The 18,725-nt window shown below is 38.3% G+C and carries 21 protein-coding genes; 8 read left to right on the forward strand and 13 right to left on the reverse strand.

From position 1 onward, the window contains the following. The first annotated feature begins 27 nt into the window (after positions 1–27). The gene (locus V1L66_RS05660) at positions 28–711 is read left to right on the forward strand and encodes an ABC transporter ATP-binding protein (protein ID WP_333006579.1); all 684 of its coding nucleotides are present in this window, start codon (positions 28–30) and stop codon (positions 709–711) included. Between the two features lie 69 nt (positions 712–780). Here the strand turns inward: V1L66_RS05660 and V1L66_RS05665 are convergent, their stop codons facing one another. The 5 genes from V1L66_RS05665 to V1L66_RS05685 form a co-directional block, all read right to left on the reverse strand. Further along, positions 781–906: an IS3 family transposase gene (locus V1L66_RS05665; RefSeq protein WP_409072244.1), complete on the reverse strand. Its 126-nt coding sequence runs from the start codon at positions 904–906 to the stop codon at positions 781–783. A gap of 241 nt (positions 907–1,147) precedes the next feature. Further along, positions 1,148–2,218, reverse strand: a complete 1,071-nt coding sequence (locus V1L66_RS05670; protein WP_036078567.1) for a sulfate/molybdate ABC transporter ATP-binding protein — start codon at positions 2,216–2,218, stop codon at positions 1,148–1,150. A gap of 15 nt (positions 2,219–2,233) precedes the next feature. Then, positions 2,234–3,109, reverse strand: coding sequence for a sulfate ABC transporter permease subunit CysW (cysW, locus tag V1L66_RS05675; RefSeq protein WP_333006578.1), 876 nt, complete (start codon positions 3,107–3,109; stop codon positions 2,234–2,236). A gap of 10 nt (positions 3,110–3,119) precedes the next feature. After that, positions 3,120–3,953, reverse strand: coding sequence for a sulfate ABC transporter permease subunit CysT (cysT, locus tag V1L66_RS05680; protein ID WP_333006576.1), 834 nt, complete (start codon positions 3,951–3,953; stop codon positions 3,120–3,122). Positions 3,954–3,964: 11 nt separating this feature from the next. After that, the gene (locus tag V1L66_RS05685) at positions 3,965–5,017 is read right to left on the reverse strand and encodes a sulfate ABC transporter substrate-binding protein (RefSeq protein WP_333006585.1); all 1,053 of its coding nucleotides are present in this window, start codon (positions 5,015–5,017) and stop codon (positions 3,965–3,967) included. A gap of 466 nt (positions 5,018–5,483) precedes the next feature. Here V1L66_RS05685 and V1L66_RS05690 point away from each other — a divergent pair, with 466 nt between their 5' ends. The 4 genes from V1L66_RS05690 to cysC all read left to right on the forward strand — a co-directional run bounded on the left by V1L66_RS05690 (position 5,484) and on the right by cysC (position 9,062). Beyond that, a complete protein-coding gene (locus tag V1L66_RS05690; RefSeq protein ID WP_333006575.1) occupies positions 5,484–6,185 on the forward strand; it encodes a phosphoadenylyl-sulfate reductase in 702 nt (233 codons plus the stop codon). Positions 6,186–6,197: 12 nt separating this feature from the next. Then, positions 6,198–7,262 (forward strand): inorganic phosphate transporter, encoded by a 1,065-nt coding sequence (locus V1L66_RS05695; RefSeq protein ID WP_036078559.1) that lies wholly within the window; start codon positions 6,198–6,200, stop codon positions 7,260–7,262. A 70-nt stretch (positions 7,263–7,332) separates the two neighbouring features. Next, the gene (gene sat / locus V1L66_RS05700) at positions 7,333–8,472 is read left to right on the forward strand and encodes a sulfate adenylyltransferase (protein WP_036078558.1); all 1,140 of its coding nucleotides are present in this window, start codon (positions 7,333–7,335) and stop codon (positions 8,470–8,472) included. Beyond that, complete coding sequence (gene cysC, locus V1L66_RS05705) at positions 8,469–9,062, forward strand: adenylyl-sulfate kinase (RefSeq protein ID WP_036078557.1); 594 nt, start codon at positions 8,469–8,471, stop codon at positions 9,060–9,062. Before sat ends, cysC begins: the two co-directional genes overlap by 4 nt. Before the next feature lie 44 nt (positions 9,063–9,106). On the opposite strand, the gene mnhG is transcribed toward cysC, so the two are convergent. From mnhG to V1L66_RS05740, 7 genes are read right to left on the reverse strand one after another with little or no spacing between them, the layout of a single operon-like run. Next, positions 9,107–9,475 (reverse strand): monovalent cation/H(+) antiporter subunit G, encoded by a 369-nt coding sequence (gene mnhG / locus V1L66_RS05710; protein WP_004228373.1) that lies wholly within the window; start codon positions 9,473–9,475, stop codon positions 9,107–9,109. After that, positions 9,459–9,740 (reverse strand): Na(+)/H(+) antiporter subunit F1, encoded by a 282-nt coding sequence (locus V1L66_RS05715; protein ID WP_004228375.1) that lies wholly within the window; start codon positions 9,738–9,740, stop codon positions 9,459–9,461. Before V1L66_RS05715 ends, mnhG begins: the two co-directional genes overlap by 17 nt. Further along, complete coding sequence (locus V1L66_RS05720; protein WP_016995166.1) at positions 9,737–10,216, reverse strand: Na+/H+ antiporter subunit E; 480 nt, start codon at positions 10,214–10,216, stop codon at positions 9,737–9,739. The genes V1L66_RS05715 and V1L66_RS05720 overlap by 4 nt, the downstream gene beginning before the upstream one ends. A gap of 4 nt (positions 10,217–10,220) precedes the next feature. Continuing rightward, positions 10,221–11,708, reverse strand: coding sequence for a Na+/H+ antiporter subunit D (locus tag V1L66_RS05725; protein WP_333006570.1), 1,488 nt, complete (start codon positions 11,706–11,708; stop codon positions 10,221–10,223). Beyond that, complete coding sequence (locus V1L66_RS05730; RefSeq protein WP_004228379.1) at positions 11,701–12,042, reverse strand: Na(+)/H(+) antiporter subunit C; 342 nt, start codon at positions 12,040–12,042, stop codon at positions 11,701–11,703. The genes V1L66_RS05725 and V1L66_RS05730 overlap by 8 nt, the downstream gene beginning before the upstream one ends. Next, the gene (locus V1L66_RS05735) at positions 12,042–12,464 is read right to left on the reverse strand and encodes a Na(+)/H(+) antiporter subunit B (protein ID WP_004228380.1); all 423 of its coding nucleotides are present in this window, start codon (positions 12,462–12,464) and stop codon (positions 12,042–12,044) included. Before V1L66_RS05735 ends, V1L66_RS05730 begins: the two co-directional genes overlap by 1 nt. Next, positions 12,451–14,862, reverse strand: coding sequence for a Na+/H+ antiporter subunit A (locus V1L66_RS05740; RefSeq protein ID WP_333006569.1), 2,412 nt, complete (start codon positions 14,860–14,862; stop codon positions 12,451–12,453). Before V1L66_RS05740 ends, V1L66_RS05735 begins: the two co-directional genes overlap by 14 nt. A 155-nt stretch (positions 14,863–15,017) precedes the next feature. On the opposite strand from V1L66_RS05740, the gene V1L66_RS05745 reads away from it, so the two are divergent. After that, positions 15,018–15,581, forward strand: coding sequence for a DUF5366 family protein (locus tag V1L66_RS05745; protein ID WP_036078555.1), 564 nt, complete (start codon positions 15,018–15,020; stop codon positions 15,579–15,581). Positions 15,582–15,813: 232 nt separating this feature from the next. Here the strand turns inward: V1L66_RS05745 and V1L66_RS05750 are convergent, their stop codons facing one another. Then, the gene (locus tag V1L66_RS05750) at positions 15,814–17,664 is read right to left on the reverse strand and encodes a transglycosylase domain-containing protein (protein WP_333006568.1); all 1,851 of its coding nucleotides are present in this window, start codon (positions 17,662–17,664) and stop codon (positions 15,814–15,816) included. A gap of 237 nt (positions 17,665–17,901) precedes the next feature. Here V1L66_RS05750 and V1L66_RS05755 point away from each other — a divergent pair, with 237 nt between their 5' ends. Together V1L66_RS05755 and V1L66_RS05760 are read left to right on the forward strand one after the other, a co-directional pair. Continuing rightward, a complete protein-coding gene (locus V1L66_RS05755; protein WP_004228389.1) occupies positions 17,902–18,489 on the forward strand; it encodes a peptidylprolyl isomerase in 588 nt (195 codons plus the stop codon). A 21-nt stretch (positions 18,490–18,510) separates the two neighbouring features. Further along, positions 18,511–18,723: a hypothetical protein gene (locus V1L66_RS05760; protein ID WP_016995163.1), complete on the forward strand. Its 213-nt coding sequence runs from the start codon at positions 18,511–18,513 to the stop codon at positions 18,721–18,723. The last annotated feature ends 2 nt before the right edge of the window (positions 18,724–18,725 follow it).

Raw genomic sequence — 18,725 nt, forward strand, 5'->3', positions numbered from 1 at the left:
TTTGTTGAATAAAGGAGGGAGCATGCTATGAATTTAATCGAACTAGCCCATATAAAAAAAACATATCAAGGACGGAATATTGAGTCAATCGTATTTCAATCTTTGGATTTAAAGATCGATAAAGGAGACTTTATCGCTTTTTATGGAAGATCAGGTTCTGGAAAGAGTACATTGCTGAATATGATTGGACTTGTTGATCGACCAACATCAGGTGAGATTACTCTTGAGGGAAATAAAATTAATACATTAAGTGATGATAAATATGCCTTCATACGAAATAAATATGTGGGTTTTATCTTCCAAGATTTTAAATTGATTGAGGATATGACTGTCTATGAGAATGTAGAGGTGCCATTGCTCTTTGCAAAAGAGAAACTGTCCTACATGGAACGTAGGACACGTATCGCTGAATTATTAAAAAAACTTGGTCTCGAAGGAAAAGATACAGCTTTTCCTGATGAATTATCAGGGGGACAGAAACAAAGAGTAGCAATTGCAAGGGCGCTTGTTAATCAACCGAAGTTACTTTTAGCCGATGAACCTACAGGTAACTTAGATAAGTCTTCTGCCGAAGATGTAATGAAAATGATCACTCAGATTCATAAAGAAAATGAGACGACAGTGGTTATCGCAACTCATGATCCTCATATAAAGGAATATGTCAACCGGGTTATTTATGTTGATGAAGGGTTTTTAAGAGAGGAAGAATAAGAATGTAGCTATTTTAGATGGACCAGGCACTACACCATAACTTGAGCGGACCCCTAAAATTTGAACTTTTTAAGAAGCCCTTCGAAACTCAACTGGAATTTTTCCATTGAGTTTTATTTGTATTCGTACATGATTGTAATAGTGGATAGAGTTTACTAACACTTTTTTGAATTCTTTATAGTCGTGTATAGAAATTTATGTAAATAAGCTTTCTATCAGGGCATTGTTACATGTTTTTGCTTGATTTCATAAGTTGCCAATAACTCTCTAAATCGTGGTATTTGATATAACCCTCCTTAATGCGAATGAATAATAAAGTGATGTGTAAAGCCCATAACGATTCCTCCTCCAATGTTTGTGTGGTAACTAACATGTTACACGAGGTCGTTATGAGCTTCTTTTATTTTAGAGGTGTTGCACTTAATATGACAATTCATTAAATGGAATAATCCTCAGGAATAAACACCTTTAATTGTTTCGGTTTTACAAATACTTGGTCGCCCACTTTCAGTTGAAGAAGATGAAATTGTTCCTTTGATAACTCCGCTTCTAAAAATTCATCAAGATCCTCCCGGCGTAGTTCAATTTGAACGATAGGCCCTAGCAAATGAATGTGGCTGATTTTAACAGGAACTGTACCTGAAATACTTGTTTTCTCAATCTGAATATCATGAGGACGTACATAGCCTATCGCATTGTCATCTGAATGGGTCAGGGCATCAGGTACATCAAGTGCAACTTCACCCTGCATGAGCTTACCATTTTGTAAGCGCCCTTTAAATAGATTGACATTGCCCAAGAAGTCATAGACAAATGGACTTTTGGGATTTGTATAGACCTCGTCTGGGCTGCCAATTTGCTCGATTTTGCCATTGTTCATGACTACAATGCGATCTGCAACATCCAAAGCTTCCTCCTGGTCATGTGTCACAAAAATACTTGTAATATGAAACTCATCGTGCAGCTTTCGGAGCCAGCGACGTAACTCCTTGCGTACTTTTGCATCGAGAGCTCCAAATGGTTCATCTAGTAACAGTACCTTGGGCTCCACGGCAAGCGCTCTTGCCAGTGCGACACGTTGCCGCTGCCCACCTGAAAGCTGTGTTGGATATCGGTCAGAGAAATTTTCAAGCTTCACGAGTCGCAATAACTCCATCACTTTTTCTTTGATTTTCTGTTTTGAAGGTCTGCTTTTGCGAGGGCGCACCTTCAGCCCATAGGCTACATTGTCAAAGACCGTCATATGACGGAAAAGGGCATAATGCTGAAAGACAAAGCCTACATTGCGTTCTTTTGGATGGCGATCTGTGATGGATTGACCATCAAATAAGATGTTACCGACATCTGTTGTTTCAAGCCCAGCGATTACACGTAATAAAGAGGTTTTTCCTGATCCAGAGGGGCCGAGCAACGCTACTAGCTCCCCAGACTGAATATGTACAGATATATCCTCTAGTGCCTGAAACGAACCATATTTTTTGGATACGTTTTGAATTTGTATACTCATTGAGACCATCTCCTTTTAACTAGATTTTGATTTCCAAGCAATAATGTCTTTCACAATTAATGTAAAGATGGCCATAACGCTCATTAGGGAAGCAACTGCAAAGGCTGCTGCAAATTGATATTCATTATAGAGAATTTCGATATGAAGCGGCATCGTATTAGTCATACCACGGATATGGCCGGATACAACAGAGACAGCTCCAAATTCCCCGATGGCTCGTGCATTACATAAAATCACACCATAGAACAACCCCCATTTAATATTGGGTAACGTGACATACCAAAAGGTTTTAAAGCCACTTGCCCCCAATGAAATAGACGCTTCCTCCTCAGATGTGCCTTGGGTTTGCATCAGCGGTATTAATTCACGTGCAACAAAGGGCAATGTGACGAAAATTGTGGCAAGGACAATGCCAGGAAGTACAAAAACAATTTTAATATCATGTGCAAACAACCAATCACCAAATAGTCCCTGTGAGCCAAATAATAAAATAAACACTAAACCTGCGATAACAGGTGAAACGGCAAAAGGTAAATCTACCATAGTAAGTAATAGATTTTTCCCTTTAAAATTAAATTTTGTGAGTGCCCATGCAGCCATTACGCCAAAGATCGCATTGAGAGGTACAGTAATAGCTACGACGATTAAAGTGAGCTTAATAGCAGCTAATGCATCTGGATGTGTAATCGCAGCAAAGTAAACGTCGACTCCTTTTTGAAAAGCTGTAATAAAAATAGATACTAAAGGTAGTACGATAAAGAAAGCTAAAAAAGCTAAAGCAATACATGTTAACGTATAGCGAATAATACGAGGCTCCTGTAAGGCAGCAGACTGTGTGGCTGCTTTATTTTTTTTTGTACTAGCCTGCTGAATAAAAGTTGATTGTTCCATATCGTACCTCCTAATGTACAAACCGACGATTGGCTAGCCATTGTATCAAGTTAATGGTGAACAACAAAATAAAGGACGTCACAAGCATGACAACAGCTATGGCAGTTGCCCCAGCATAATCATATTGCTCAAGCTTTGTCATAATAATTAATGGCGTAATTTCCGTTTTCATCGGCATATTTCCTGCAATAAAAACAACCGAGCCATATTCACCTAAAGCGCGCGCAAAGGCTAAGGAAAAGCCAGTTAAAATAGCAGGTACTAGCTCTGGTAAGATAACTTTACGGAAGGTTTGTAAACGGTTGGCTCCAAGGCTTGCCGAAGCTTCCTCCACCTCAGCACTCATATTTTGCAAGACGGGTTGGACTGTACGTACAACAAAGGGTAGCCCGATAAAGGTTAAAGCAATAATGATGCCAAGAGGTGTAAAGGCAATTTTAAAATTAAAAAATTGACCGATCCAACCGTTTGGTGCATAGAGAGATGTTAAAGCAATACCAGCAACAGCAGTAGGTAATGCAAAGGGTAAGTCTACAAGCCCATCAATGATTCGTTTAAAGGGAAATTGATAGCGGACGAGAACCCATGCAATAATCGTACCGAAAATCACATTTAGTAAGCCTGCGATCAGCGCAGTGCTGAAGCTCACTTTGTAGGAAGCAACAGCACGAGGATCTGTAATGATATCGATGAATGCTGACCAGCTTAAGGACATGGTATGAATGAAAATCATTGAAAGTGGTAGTAACACTAGTAAACTTACGTATAGCATTGTATATCCAAGAGATAAATGAAAGCCTGGAATAATTCGCCGCGATTTTTTAGGAATGATTAAACTACTCATCAAAACGCTCCTTATTGTGGTACGTATATTTCATCGAAGGTACCACCATCTTTAAAATGGGTTGCTTGTGCTTTTGCCCAACCACCAAAATCATCAATTGAGACAAGTTCAAGTTGAGGGAATTGCTCTTTATATTTTGCTAGAATTGTTTCATTACGTGGTCGATAATAATTTTTCGCCGCAATTTCTTGCCCGATATCACTATATAAATGCTGCAAGTAAGCTTCAGCGACTTCACGTGTCCCTTTTTTATCTACGATTTTGTCTACAACTGCAACTGGTGGCTCTGCTAAAATACTTAATGAAGGCGTGATGATTTCAAATTCATCCTTACCTAATTCATTGAGAGAGAGGTATGCTTCATTTTCCCACGCAATTAAGACATCTCCAATTTTACGTTCTACGAATGTTGTTGTAGCTCCACGAGCGCCAGAATCAAGTACTTCTACATTGCTGTAAAGTGATTTCATAAACCCTTTTATTTTTGTTTCATCATTGTTATATAATTTTCCGGCATAAGCCCAAGCGGCTAAGTAGTTCCAACGCGCACCCCCAGATGTTTTGGGATTAGGCGTAATAACAGACACGTCGTCTTGAATCAAATCATCCCAATCTTGTATGTTTTTTGGATTGCCCTTGCGTACTAAAAACACAATTGTAGATGTATAGGGAGTCGAATTATGATCAAACTCGGTTTGCCAATCTTTATTCAGTAGCTCGCGCGTTTGAGCAATTTCATCGATATCATAAGCGAGTGCGAGTGTCACTACGTCGGCTTCAAGACCATCAATAACTGCACGCCCCTGTTTACCGGATCCACCATGTGATTGATTGATTGTGACATCTTGGCCGGTATCATCCTTCCATTTTTTTATAAAATCTTTGTTGAACTCCTCGTAAAGCTCGCGTGTTGGATCATAGGAGACATTTAGTAGCTCTACAGACTTCTTATCTTCCTGACCGCTTGCTTTTTCATCTGAGTTAGCACTTCCACAGCCAGCTAAACTAAGCGTAAGCATAGTTAACAATGCCAATGATTGGAGAACATAGCTCCTTTTTTTCATCATTATTTCGCCCCTTTTCTGTCTTAAGAATGCAAAAAGCCATCACCCACAATGAAATGACAGCATGGGGAGATGGCCTTCAGATCCTCTGATCAGCGTTTTTTTATTTAGGTTAAAGCTTTAGTAATACATTAAACATATATTTCCTATTAGTCAACAAGGAATTGAGAAAAAGATTATTTATTTTGAAAATTAAACGGGAGTGTCCCTAGATACCACTCATCATATGCAGCAGAGAACAGGAACAAGTGGGTGTATGGGAAAGATATTTCAAAAACCTAGTTGACTGCTTGGTGTACTTTAGTATATATTTGGTAATAAGAAGAATGATTGTGTAACGAGGTAGCAACTACTAGTGAACAATCATTAAATATAGAGCTGGCTAGTCAAACTAGAGGCGTTTTAACAAAGACCTGTTTTTTCTGTGTCTTTTGTTAGAACGCCTTTTTGCTATGAGGGGGATTCGATGTTAACTTATGAAAATTGGCAAGAACCGATCATTGATTTTCAGGTTGATGATATGTATAAGGCTGCACTAGAGGTTTTACAGTGGAGCTATCAACAATATGGAGATGAAATCGTCTATGCATGTAGCTTTGGTATTGAGGGCATTGTCTTAATTGATCTCATTTCAAAGGTAAAGCCTAACGCTACGATTGTTTTTTTGGATACAGATGTACACTTTAAAGAAACATATGAAACCATTAATAAAGTCAAAGAAAAATATCCACAACTCAACATTGTCATGAAAAAGCCAGCTCTTACACTAGAGCAACAAGCTACACAACATGGTGACGAACTATGGAAGTCCAACCCAAATAAGTGCTGTGATATTCGTAAGATAAAACCTTTACACGAAGCCTTATCAGGTAAAAAGGCTTGGATATCAGGCTTACGTCGTGAGCAATCACCAACACGTCAACAAACAAACTTTCTAAATCGTGATGATAAATTTAAATCAATTAAAGTTTGTCCATTGATTCATTGGACTTGGAAGGATGTCTGGCGCTATGTTTCAAAGCACAGTTTGCCATATAATCTGTTACACGATCAAGGCTATCCAAGCATCGGCTGTGAGCATTGTACGAAACCAGCATTTACAATGGAGGATTTACGTTCAGGTAGATGGCAAGGTTCTGGTAAAACCGAGTGTGGGTTACATGAATAAAGGAGTTCTGCCATGCTTGAATATTTTGCAATAGCTATTAGTTTATTTTTTGCGATGAACATAGGAGCAAGCGGTGCAGCAGCCTCAATGGGTGTTGCTTATGGGGCAGGTGCCATTAAAAAAGCGTGGCAAGCATTGCTTTTATGCGCGATAGGCGTCTACAGTGGGGCTGTATTAGGCGGAGGAGAAGTAGTCAAAACGATAAGCTCAGGTATTATGCCCCAGGAATATATAACGGTAAAGGTTGTCATTATTATCTTGATTTCTGCGACAAGCTCGTTATTTTTCGCCAATCTTTTAGGCATACCCTTATCAACGAGTGAAGTAACTGTGGGAGCTGTTGTAGGTGTAGGAATTGCCTATAAAGTATTATTCGTTAATTCGCTGCTTGTCATCATTTCATTTTGGGTGATTGTACCACTTGTTGCCTTTGTCATTGCTCTTGTATGTGGAAAATTTTTATATAAGTTACAAATCAGAGGACTGCTGAAAGATCATCCAATTTTAACTGTTCTTCTCGTATTAGCAGGATTTTTCGAAGCATTCTCAGCGGGTATGAATAATGTTGCCAATGCAGTTGGACCGTTGGTGGGAGCAGGAATGATGGATGTGACAACGGGCATTGTGCTTGGCGGTGCATTTGTCGCAATAGGTGCTCTGCTACTTGGTAAACGAGTGCTTGAAACAAACGGTAAAAAAATAGTGCGCTTTCAAAAGGCAGAGGGCATTCTCATTTCAAGTACAGGTGCCCTGCTTGTTGGCATAAGCTCAGTTTTTGGGCTTCCAGTCCCATTAACACAAGTCACTTCTTCTTCCATCATCGGAATGGGGATGGCCAAAAACGGAAAGCAAATCTTCCATAAGCATATTGTGAAAAAAATTATACGCATTTGGATTGTATCACCCATCTTTTCGTTAGTCATTTCTTATTTTTTAGTGCAGCTATTTTTAGAAAAGGACCTTTATACCATTATTTTGAATGGCAGTATTATCGTTGGGACGCTAGGAGTCATTAGTCTGATGCGTACGATGCGTGAAGAAGAGCAGTCTATCTATGATGCAGGTGAAGGCATTTAAATTGAATCGTGTCATCACTAGATTTTGACTATAAAACTTAGTATTTAACTAGAATTAGGAGGAGATTTTAATGAGTTTACAACCACATGGTGGGCTACTTGTGCAAGCATTTGATCCAGAAAAGGAAATCACTACTATTCATAAGGAAATTGAGTTGGATGCGATTTCGTTGAGTGATTTAGAGTTAATTGCTATAGGGGGGTATAGCCCAATCGATGGTTTTTTAACACAAGTAGACTATGAGTCAGTCGTGGAACAAAGTCGTTTAGCATCAGGCGTAGTATGGAGTATTCCGATTACATTACCTGTTACAAAAGAGAAAGCGTCCATCTTACAGCCTGGTGATGAGGTGAAGCTTGTTTATGGTGATGAGGTATATGGCGTTATTGAAGTGGCAGATATTTATGAGCCGAATAAACGAAAAGAGGCTTTGCTTGTCTATGGAACAGAGGATTTAGCACATCCTGGCGTTCAAAAGCTCTTTGATCGACCTGCCATTTATGTCGGAGGAAAAATTACGTTGATTAAACGTCTTACACAAAAGTTCCCTGCTTATTCATTTGACCCAGTAGAAACGCGACAATTATTTGCTGACAAGGGATGGAAAACGATTGTTGGCTTCCAAACACGTAATCCAGTCCATAGGGCACATGAATATATTCAAAAGGCAGCACTTGAAACGATTGATGGGTTATTTCTAAATCCACTTGTTGGTGAAACAAAATCAGATGATGTGTCAGCTGCTATACGTATGGAGAGCTATGAGGTTTTATTAAAAAACTATTATCCTGAAAGTCGTGTACAATTAGGTATTTTTCCAGCCGCTATGCGGTATGCAGGACCAAAGGAAGCTATTTTCCATGCACTTGTTAGAAAAAATTATGGCTGTACTCATTTTATTGTTGGTCGTGATCATGCAGGTGTTGGTGATTATTATGGCACATATGATGCACAAAAGATTTTTGAACAGTTTACTGAAGATGAATTAGGAATTGTCCCACTAAAGTTTGAGCATAGCTTTTATTGTCAGCAATGTGAAGGCATGGCTACGACAAAGACGTGTCCACATGATAGCTCTGCCCATGTCATTCTATCAGGAACGAAGGTACGTGAGATGCTACGAAATGGAGAAGTACCACCAAGTACATTCAGTCGTAAAGAAGTTGTAGACATTTTAATTAAAGGCATGAGTAAGGAGGTAGTAAAATGAGTTCAAACATTGTTTGGCATGAAGCCTCCATTACAAAAGAGGAACGTCGTTCAAAAAATAAACATCAAAGCTTTATTTTATGGTTTACGGGTTTATCTGCTTCAGGGAAATCATCCGTGGCCAATGCTTTTGCCCGTCGATTATTTGAAAGGAGCAATCAAGCCTTCGTATTAGATGGTGATAATGTGCGCCATGGCTTAAATAGTGACTTAGGATTCGATGAGGCAGGGCGCAAGGAAAATATTCGTCGAATAGGTGAAGTCTCAAAGTTATTTATAGAGAGCGGTCAAATTGTGCTAACGGCTTTTATTTCACCTTATCGAGAAGATCGCCAGGTAGTTCGGGCACTTGTAGAGGATGGTGAATTTTTAGAGGTCTATGTAAAGTGTTCAGTAGAAACATGTGAAAAAAGAGATCCGAAAGGTTTGTATAAAAAAGCAAGGAATGCTGAAATTGCTAATTTTACAGGGATTAGCGCTCCATATGAAGAACCAATTAACCCAGAAGTTATTTTGGATACAGAACAGCATTCCATAGAAGAATGTGTGGAGCAACTGACAAATATTTTAACTGCCAAAGGATATATTTAACTAAAAAAATCTGCTCGATTTAGTAATCGGGCAGATTTTTATGTTTATTTTACACCTTGTTCCTTTTTCATTCTGTCAATTTCAGGACCTAGTTCATCACGTACGGTACCTTTCCATGGCTTAACACCAGCAATATAGGAAGAACGCGTCATAATGTGTCCGCCAACAGGACCAGTGATAAAGAGAAAGAGTATTCCCAGTAAAATACGAGGGTTGAAATGATCTTCAATCAGCCAAAAGTGAAAGAATACACCGATTAGCACACACATGACGCCAAGTGTTGCACTTTTTGAAGCGGCATGTGCACGTGTATACAAATCAGGTAAGCGGACAAGTCCGATAGCTGTCACGACAATAAAGAGTACTCCAACAGTAATGAAAAAGATAACTAAACTATTAGCGAGAATTGTCACGTTTGATGATATCTCCTTTCTCTATGAATTTAGAGAAAGCCATCGTACCGATAAACGATAAAATTGCTAGCAATAAAATGATTTCAAGAAAGAAGCTTGTTTCCACTAAAATCGAAAATAGTCCGATTAGGGAAATGAGTGAAACACCAAGTGAATCCAAGGCAACAACACGATCGGATGCGGAAGGACCTTTTACCATTCGATAAATGACCGCTATCATCGATAAGCAAATCACTACGATTACAGCAATAATAAATGTTGTCATGATCTACTCACCTCTAAAATCGCTTTTTCAAATGAATCTCGAATGGAAGCAATGGCTTCATCCACATCGTTAATATCAATTGCATGTACATACAATGTTTTCGCATCATCCGATACATGCACTACGACTGTTCCTGGTGTTAAAGTAATAAGACTCGACAATAACGTGATTTCCCAGTCTTGGGTTAGAACAGTTGGATAAGCAAAAAAGGCAGGTTGCATGTCCAGCTTAGGCTTTAACACTACTTTCAACACTTGAACATTTGCTAGAATTAATTCTTTAAAGAACAATAACGTTAAGTTTAGCAGAGCCCATAATCGATAGACATAAAGACGAGACTTGAAAAACCTCCGCATGAGAATAAGTAAAAGTATTCCCATAATGAATCCAATGATAAAACCAGTTGCTGTGTAATTAGAGGAAAGGAACATCCAGACGAAGGCAAGTACAAAATTTAAAATCATTTGAAATGCCATAGTGTTACTCCTCCTTCATGACAGCATCTATATAGATAGATGGATCATTTAATAGTTTTGCGGCATCATCCATAAATGGCGTAATCCATTCAGAACCGACACCATATGCGACAGTAATAAGTACTAAAACGGCAGTAGGCATAAACAGCATTTTATAGGTAGATTTGTCGATTGTACCTTGTGTTTCTTTTTCCTCACCCCAAAAGGCATAAAGGAAAATACGAATCACGGATAGTAAAACAAGCAATGAAGATGCCAAAATGAAAATACTGCTCCACATATTTCCAGCCTCAAAGCCTCCCTGAACAATTAACAGCTTTCCAACAAACCCGCTAAGTGGTGGAATTCCAGCTAAGCCAAAAGCTGCTATTAAATAACACCAACCAAGTGCAGGGTATTTTTTCATAAGCCCACCCATTTTACGCAAATCCGATGTACCAGTAATATAGATGACAATGCCGATTAACATAAAGAGTGCTGCCTTAATGAGCATATCGTGAATTAAATAAAACATCGCTCCTTTTAATGAAGTCTCATTCATTTGAGAGACACCAAATAAAATGACACCTACTGCAATGACAATGTTATAGATAATAATGAGTTTTACATCAAAATAAGCGAGTGCTCCAATACAACCAGCCACAATTGTTGCAATGGCTAATGCCATTAGTAAATCATGCGTATAGGATAAATCATGTACAAAAAATAGTGTGTAGGTACGTGTAATGGCATATACCCCAACCTTTGTGAGCAGAGCGCCAAAAAGTGTTAAGACAGGGATCGGGGCTGCTGCATACGAAGTAGGAAGCCAAAAGTATAATGGGAAAATGGCTGCTTTTAGTCCAAATACCATTAAAAATAGGACGGCGATAACAGTAATAATCCCTGGTTGATTAATTTCTGCAATTTTTACCGCAATATCGGCCATGTTTAATGTCCCTACTACAGAATATAAATAGGCAACTGTTATAACAAATAAGGCCGAAGAAATAACATTAATTAAAATATATTTAATAGACCCTTTCAGTTGCCCCTTCTCACCACCTAAAACGATGAGTAAATAGGAAGCCATTAGCAATACTTCAAAGAACACAAATAAGTTAAAAATATCGCCTGTTGTAAAGGCACCATTGACCCCAGTTAAAATAAACATAATACCAGGGTAATAAAAGAAGCGTTCGCGTTCCTTCGTGATAGAACCGAAGCCATACCAAACAACAAATAGCGCAATAAGCAATGTCGTTGTAACGAGCAATGCAGACACCATATCAGATACCATTGTAATACCGTAAGGAACAGGCCAATTTCCAAATGTGACCTTTTGAATACCATCTTCTTTCACTGTTAAAAGCAGTGAAAGGGCAGAGAGGAGGGCTAGTCCAATCCCAAGTAATGAAAATGATCGCTGATAAGTTAGATTTTTTTGTCCAAACATTAAAATCATACCGAAGAAAAACGGGATGATAATGGGTAATAGTAGGAAGTTATTCATCCTCATCACTTCCTCTCATTAAGCTAATATCATCCGTGTTAAGCTCCTGATAGGAACGGTAGGCAAGTACAAGGAAGAATGCTGTCACCCCAAAGCTTATAACAATCGCAGTTAAAATAAGTGCTTGGGGTAAGGGATCAGCAAATGTTTTGGCTCCTTCGTTTAAGACGGGTGGAGCTTCACCACCAAGACCACCCATTGTTAAGATGAGTAGATGAGCACCATGACTTAACAGACCTGTTCCAATAATAATGCGCAATAAACTTTTTGATAGGATTAAATAGACCGCTGCCATAAAAAGAAAGCCGATCACAAAGGCCATAATTATTTCCATTATTCATCCTCTCCAATCGTTTGAATAATGGTCATCGTAACGCCGACAACAACCAAATAGACACCGCTATCAAAAAGCATAGCCGTGTGTAATGACTGTTTGCCTAGAAGCGGTAAATCGAAATAATCAAAGAAATGTGTGAAAAACGGTTTGCCCACAAACATGGGGTATGCCGCAGTAGCAAGGGCTAATAGTAAGCCAATGGCTGTTAAATATGTGTAATTAATAGGTAGAATATGACGGACTGTGTTGATATCATAGGCTAACACTAAAAGAACCAGTGCACTTGATGTTAACAGACCTCCTACAAAGCCTCCACCAGGCGTATAGTGACCAGCTAAAAAAATATGAATGGAGAAGAAGAAAATAATGAAAAATACAATTTTAGCTGTAAATTGTATGATCACATCATTTGTTTTCATGAGTGTTCTCCTTTCTATTCATACGTAACTTAATCATAGCTAAGATGGCCATGCCAGCTATGCCGAGTACTGTAATTTCAAACAATGTATCGAAACCACGATAGTCTACTAAAATTACGTTTACAATATTTCCACCACCCGCTAGAGAATAGACGGTTTCCTCGTAGTACTTAGCAATAGACGGAATTAATTTTTGGGAATGAGCTGACAGCGCAACAAGTGTTACCATCACACCAACTGCAATGGAAACAATGGCACGATTTAACTGGAACCTCATTCGCTCCTCGCGTTTACCAAGCTTAGGTAGATGGTAAAATGCTAATAAAAATAGTGCTACTGAAATCGTTTCTATAACGAGCTGTGTCAGCGCTAAATCAGGTGCATTAAAAATGACAAAGAATAAGGCGACTGTATAGCCTACAGTACCAAGCCCAATAATGGCTGTTAAACGTGATTTGGCCAAGATGGTGATGGCCGTACCAATTAATAAAACGACGATCAAGATAATTTCATACAAATTAATTGGGGAGGCTCCTTGGAATGAAATACTAAATGCATCTTTCACGAATAGAGACCCGATTACAATAATAGTTATTCCGCTAAACATATAAAGTAAATAGTGACGCATAGAACCTGTCATATAGCGTCGGGAAATACGATTTAAGCCAACATCTAATCCCTGCATGATTTTGTCATAGGCATTGTTTAATGTTAACGCTTGCGGGAATCGTTGATACATCCCCTGCCATTTTGGTAAGGCAACAAATAACAATACCCCAACTATTATAATCCCAACTGTCATCAATAACTCTGGGGTGATGCCGTGCCAAGCAGATACATGAATATCAACAGCTTGGGGTGAATCATACAAAAATGGCTGTATCGCTTGAACGGCTGGTTTTACAAAGGTATTACCGATAAAGTTTGGAATAAAGAAAATTGTCACAACTAAAGCCGCTAAAAGAATAGGCGAAATTAGCATACCGATCGGCGCCTCATGTGGTTTATGAGGTAACTGCTCTGGTTTGTAATTCCCATTAAATGTTCGGAAAACAAAATAGAAGCTATAGATAAATGTAAAAATACTAGCAATCCACGCAACAATAGGGAAGAGTGCTCCCCATGTTTCAAAGCCGAAGAATTCAAACTTTTGAAGTGCAAGCATGGCTGTTAAAAACATTTCTTTACTTAAGAAGCCATTAAATGGTGGAAGACCAGCCATTGATAAACTTCCTATTGCAGCCACAGTAAAACTAATTGGCATAATACTCATTAAACCACCAAGTTTACGAATATCTCGAGTTCCTGTTTCATGATCAACAATGCCTGCAATCATGAAGAGACTGCCTTTAAATGTTGCATGATTGATAAGGTGGAAAATGGCAGCAAATGCAGCAAATTTAATGGTATCGACTGAGCCATTTGCATGAAAAGTAACAGCACTTGCCCCGAGTAGTGACATTATAAGTCCAAGCTGACTCACTGTGGAGAAGGCTAGAATACCTTTTAAATCAGTTTGCTTCACTGCAAAGAAGGAGCCCCAGAATAAAGTTAAGATACCTACACCCGTTACAAGCCACACCCAAAGCTCAGAGGCAGCAAATATCGGCGTAAATCGTGCAACTAAATAGATACCTGCTTTGACCATTGTAGCTGAGTGAAGGTATGCACTTACTGGTGTTGGCGCCTCCATGGCATCTGGTAACCAAATGTAGAATGGGAATTGCGCGGATTTTGTAAATGCTCCCAAGAGTAATAGGACAAGTGACCAAGTGAATAAAGGTTGGTCTACTAAATTTGGGGCCATAACAATCAATTCTCGAATGGAATAGGTTCCTCCCATTAAATAAAGAAGAACGAAACCACCTAGCATCATTAAACCGCCGCCAACTGTAATCATCATAGACTTTAATGCTCCGAAGCGTGAGGCATCCCGATTATACCAATAGCCGATGAGTAAAAATGATGATATGGATGTTAGCTCCCAGAAGAAATAGAGTGTAATTAAATGATCTGACTGTACTACTCCCAGCATGGCTGACATAAATAACAGTAAGTAAACATAAAAGTTATGTAATTTTTCTTTATGTTTATCTAAGTAAAAAATGGAGTAAAGCACAACTAACGAGCCAATTCCAGTAATGAGTAATGAGAATAATAAGCTAAGTCCATCTAAATATGAGATGATGGAAATATCAAGAGATGGAATCCAAGGTAGCTCTGCAGTAAATACTTCACCTTTAGAAACTTGAGCAATATATGTTGTATAAATAACAGCAAGCGTAACAGGTACAGCAAGAACAAACCAACCTGTGTGAATATTATTCATGCGTTTATATAATAATGGCACTAATATTGCAACAAGCATTGGAATAAAAATATATAGTACTTGTAACAAAAAAACCCTCCTTTATGCAGGTAAGTAAATCAATTATAACGTACTTTAATTGGGAATGCATATGCACTATTGGGATTTAGCTTGCGGTCGTTGGAGAATTTTCGTTATATTATAAATAGGAAGTTATCAATAAAAATAAAGGAAAAAAATTTTTTATGAGGAACCCATATATCTATGGTTATCTACCATTAATTACAATTTTATTGTTTAGTTTGACATTTGGTATGTATGCTGTTGGTAAATCATTACAGATTTTTCAAGCCATCGGTGTGTATTCGGGAATGCGAGAGTTTTTATCAGATTTTGAATTACGTGTATTTCTACTCATTGTTTTTGCCATTGTTTTTTTTATGTTATTTTCTGCCCTTAAGCTTGTTGGAGAAACCATTCATGAGGTAGGAATGCTGTTCTTTTCAAAGGATAACGAAGGGGCCACAGTTAGTCAGGCTCGAGGTGGCTATATTATCTTATTTGTAGGTGCTATGTGTTCTGCATTTGCCATCCAATTTATTTATGTTTTAATTGGTATCTTTGTCATCACAATATTTACCTACTTTATTTATCTGATTTATAAAATGAGTCATTTTATATCAATGGGAGGCACAATCGGTCTATTAATCTTTGAGCTTTTTATGTGGACGATTCTTTTAACACTAGTTGTTTATGTCGTATTAAAGCTCTATAATGGCATTTTGGCAAGTTTGCCGTTTGCAAATTAATACATACTATTAAAATGTTAACAGCATCCTCCATAAAGAATAATGAAACTTTCACTTTATTTGAAAACTGTTGCTAAAAAGCTAACATTTTGACTCCGGCTCGCCCACAGGAAAGAAAGTAGCCTGTAACGGAAAACCATTTCCACCTTTCATAAAAATTTTATTAATGGTTTGTTTTTTAACACGTTGAAAAGGTAGTAGTCGCTAAGACTACTACCTTTTGGTTGTTTCACTACTCAAGCAAAACATTAAATAATTGATGATGAATTTTGTATTCTTCTAATTGCTGCATTGATTGAGGTTTATCATACCCTAACCATACGGCAGCGGTATAATCGTCATTGAGTCCAGCAAGCCAGTAGTCACGATAGTCATTCGTTGTCCCTGTTTTTGCCCCAACATAGCTGCTGTTACTATAGACACCTTGACCTGTACCGTTTGCTACAACATCTGCAAGGAGCTCACGCATGTATTTTACTGTTTTAGGAGACCAAATTTGCTCACGCTGTGTATCCCAACTATAAAGTTCTGTTCCATCGAAAGCTGTGACTTTGCGTATACTATGAGCAAGTACATAAGAGCCATCAATAAAGCTAGTATAAGCATCTGCGAGTTCTAATGCTGTTACACCATAGGTGAGCCCTCCTAATGATGCGGCATAATTATGATCCTTCTCTACAATCGAGCGGAAGTGAAAGCGATTAAGGTAATCAAAGGCTGTTTCAACCCCAACTGTTTGAAAGAGGCGAAGTGCAGATGTGTTATAGCTATGTCGAAAAGCAGTACGAATTGACACATCACCATACGTATAGCCCCCATAGTTTTGTGGGCAAAACGAGCCAACACAATAACGACCACCGTTAACAATCGAATCAGGTGTATGAGCTGTTGTTTCGAAGAACGGTGCATAGACTGCCAGAGGCTTAAAGGCTGACCCTGGTTGGCGTGTTCCTTGAAATGCACGATGGAAATCAAATTTTTCATAGTTCTTCCCTGCATACAGACTAACTATTTCTCTTGATTGGTTCTCAATAGTTGCACCTGCTGCTTGCAATGGGCTAGTTCCTAAAATAGCTGACATTTTTTCCTCATCATGCTGCTGTTTAGTTGGATCAAGCGCTGTGTGAATGATGAGTCCATTTTGAAATAATGTATTGAGTCGATTATCTAATTGCGCTTTAATTTTTTTCTTCTCTTCCTCATTATCTGTAAAGCCTAGTCGATCCGCATAGCCTTCTTTTTCTGCAACAAGCCATTTTAACTCTTGAAGAACATAAGTACTATACATTGGATAACTTTGAATTTTATCTTTCACATTTAATGTAATGGAATCAGCCTTATAGTTTTTTGCCTCTTCCTCTGTAATAGCCCCATTTGCTGCAAGGGTATCTAACAAGCGCTCCTGCCTTGCTTTAGTTTGATCATAATTCTTTAAAGGATTATAAAGGGAGGGGTTATTTGGGATGGCCGCAATGAAGGCTATTTCAGCTATGGATAATTCTTGGAGTGGCTTTTGAAAATAATAGGTGGCTGCTCCGCCAATGCCATAAACTTGATTGCTAAAATAGGACTCATTCAGGTACATCGTTAAAATGGCTTCTTTATCAAATTCCTTTTCTAATTCATATGCATAAAAAAGCTCTGTTAATTTCCGTTCATATGTTTTTTCTTCAGATAAATAACGCATCCGAACAAGCTGCTGCGTGATTGTACTACCACCTTGAGAGGTTGTGTTGCTATTTGAATTGGCTACAACCGCACGAATAATCGCACTCAAATCAAAGCCAATATGCGTATAAAAATCAGCATCCTCACTGGTAATGAATATTTCCTGGGCAATTTGTGGAATTTCTTGTAAACTTAGTGGCTGCCGCCATTCGACATATTCCTCACTAAATGTTTGCCCATTTCGATCAATAAGGGTAACAGGTAGCTGGGCCTCTACCTCAGGTAAATGTATAGCATTAGTCATTTGTTCCTCATGTGCTTGTGCCATATGGATTTCTGTTTTAATGTTTGTGCTAATCCACCATAAAGCAGGAAGGGATAGAACGATAATAAAAAAACCAAAAGCCTTTTTCATGTGTGCCTCCACTCTTTCTATAAATCCTTCATCAGAATAACATATTTTGGATAGATTCCAAATACTCGCTCGGACCTATTTATATAGTTTTAAAAAGGAAGAGTAAAAGTGCAAAAATCGTCAATACTTTGAGGGAGAAAACCGGTAGGAAGTATGTTAGACTAAAATGAGGTCAGAAAGGGTGCACAGGCATCTTTTTCATTGAAACTGAAATTTATCATTAAAGGAGAGACTTCCATGTTTCCACAATTAACAACAGACGTACAAGCAGGCGAAGTGCTTGTAGAAATGAACACAACATTAGGTGCTATCAAAATTAAATTATTCCCTGAGCACGCACCAAAAACGGTTGAGAACTTTTTAGGTCATGCTAAATCAGGCTACTATAACGGCATTATTTTCCACCGTGTTATTCAAGACTTCATGATTCAAGGTGGCGACCCAACTGGTACTGGTATGGGCGGAGAATCAATTTGGGGTAATTCCTTTGAAGATGAGTTCTCAGAGCAATTGTTTAACCTACGTGGAGCGCTTTCAATGGCAAATGCAGGTCCAAACACAAATGGTTCTCAATTCTTTATTGTACAAATGAAGCACCTTCCAAGTGATATGCTTCGTCAATTACAGGGTGCAGGCTTCCCTGAAGAAATCATCGAAGCTTACGCTCAAAACGGTGGTACACCTTGGTTAGACCATAAACACACAGTATTCGGTCATGTAGTAGAAGGTATGGACATTGTGGATAAAATTGCGGATGTGGAAAAAGATTTCCGTGACAAACCATTAGAAGATGTGAAAATTGAGTCAATTACAGTCTTTGAATAATACGTATAAGGACGTGTAGAAATGCAAAACTTTATGTATCAATTTTTATATTTCCCAGAAGACAAATCAGGTTATATTCCAGCGGCATTTGAATTTTTAATTATGCTTATTCTATGTATTATCGTGTTTACGCTTTTTAGAAAAATTTCTAAGAAGCAAGAAATGAAATCTAAGGAAATTGAAGCACGGATTTTAGCAGAAAAGAAAAGTACAAATAACCAACAGAATATTTAAAT

This window comes from Lysinibacillus sp. IITD104 (genome assembly GCF_036698265.2).
Classification (GTDB): Bacteria; Bacillota; Bacilli; order Bacillales_A; family Planococcaceae; genus Lysinibacillus; species Lysinibacillus boronitolerans.

Excerpts from the sequence above, each read along its gene's own strand:
- V1L66_RS05695 (WP_036078559.1), top strand. The coding sequence starts at position 6,198 with ATGCTTGAATATTTTGCAATAGCTATTAGTTTATTTTTTGCGATGAAC.
- V1L66_RS05715 (WP_004228375.1), bottom strand. The coding sequence starts at position 9,740 with ATGACAACATTTATTATTGCTGTAATCGTAGTGATTTGCTTATCGATG.
- V1L66_RS05685 (WP_333006585.1), bottom strand. The coding sequence starts at position 5,017 with ATGAAAAAAAGGAGCTATGTTCTCCAATCATTGGCATTGTTAACTATG.
- V1L66_RS05730 (WP_004228379.1), bottom strand. The coding sequence starts at position 12,042 with ATGGAAATAATTATGGCCTTTGTGATCGGCTTTCTTTTTATGGCAGCG.
- V1L66_RS05750 (WP_333006568.1), bottom strand. The coding sequence starts at position 17,664 with ATGAAAAAGGCTTTTGGTTTTTTTATTATCGTTCTATCCCTTCCTGCT.
- sat (WP_036078558.1), top strand. The coding sequence starts at position 7,333 with ATGAGTTTACAACCACATGGTGGGCTACTTGTGCAAGCATTTGATCCA.
- V1L66_RS05755 (WP_004228389.1), top strand. The coding sequence starts at position 17,902 with ATGTTTCCACAATTAACAACAGACGTACAAGCAGGCGAAGTGCTTGTA.
- V1L66_RS05760 (WP_016995163.1), top strand. The coding sequence starts at position 18,511 with ATGCAAAACTTTATGTATCAATTTTTATATTTCCCAGAAGACAAATCA.
- cysT (WP_333006576.1), bottom strand. The coding sequence starts at position 3,953 with ATGAGTAGTTTAATCATTCCTAAAAAATCGCGGCGAATTATTCCAGGC.
- V1L66_RS05735 (WP_004228380.1), bottom strand. The coding sequence starts at position 12,464 with ATGAAAACAAATGATGTGATCATACAATTTACAGCTAAAATTGTATTT.
- cysC (WP_036078557.1), top strand. The coding sequence starts at position 8,469 with ATGAGTTCAAACATTGTTTGGCATGAAGCCTCCATTACAAAAGAGGAA.
- V1L66_RS05660 (WP_333006579.1), top strand. The coding sequence starts at position 28 with ATGAATTTAATCGAACTAGCCCATATAAAAAAAACATATCAAGGACGG.
- V1L66_RS05690 (WP_333006575.1), top strand. The coding sequence starts at position 5,484 with ATGTTAACTTATGAAAATTGGCAAGAACCGATCATTGATTTTCAGGTT.
- V1L66_RS05670 (WP_036078567.1), bottom strand. The coding sequence starts at position 2,218 with ATGAGTATACAAATTCAAAACGTATCCAAAAAATATGGTTCGTTTCAG.
- V1L66_RS05720 (WP_016995166.1), bottom strand. The coding sequence starts at position 10,216 with ATGGCATTTCAAATGATTTTAAATTTTGTACTTGCCTTCGTCTGGATG.
- cysW (WP_333006578.1), bottom strand. The coding sequence starts at position 3,109 with ATGGAACAATCAACTTTTATTCAGCAGGCTAGTACAAAAAAAAATAAA.
- V1L66_RS05745 (WP_036078555.1), top strand. The coding sequence starts at position 15,018 with ATGAGGAACCCATATATCTATGGTTATCTACCATTAATTACAATTTTA.
- V1L66_RS05725 (WP_333006570.1), bottom strand. The coding sequence starts at position 11,708 with ATGAATAACTTCCTACTATTACCCATTATCATCCCGTTTTTCTTCGGT.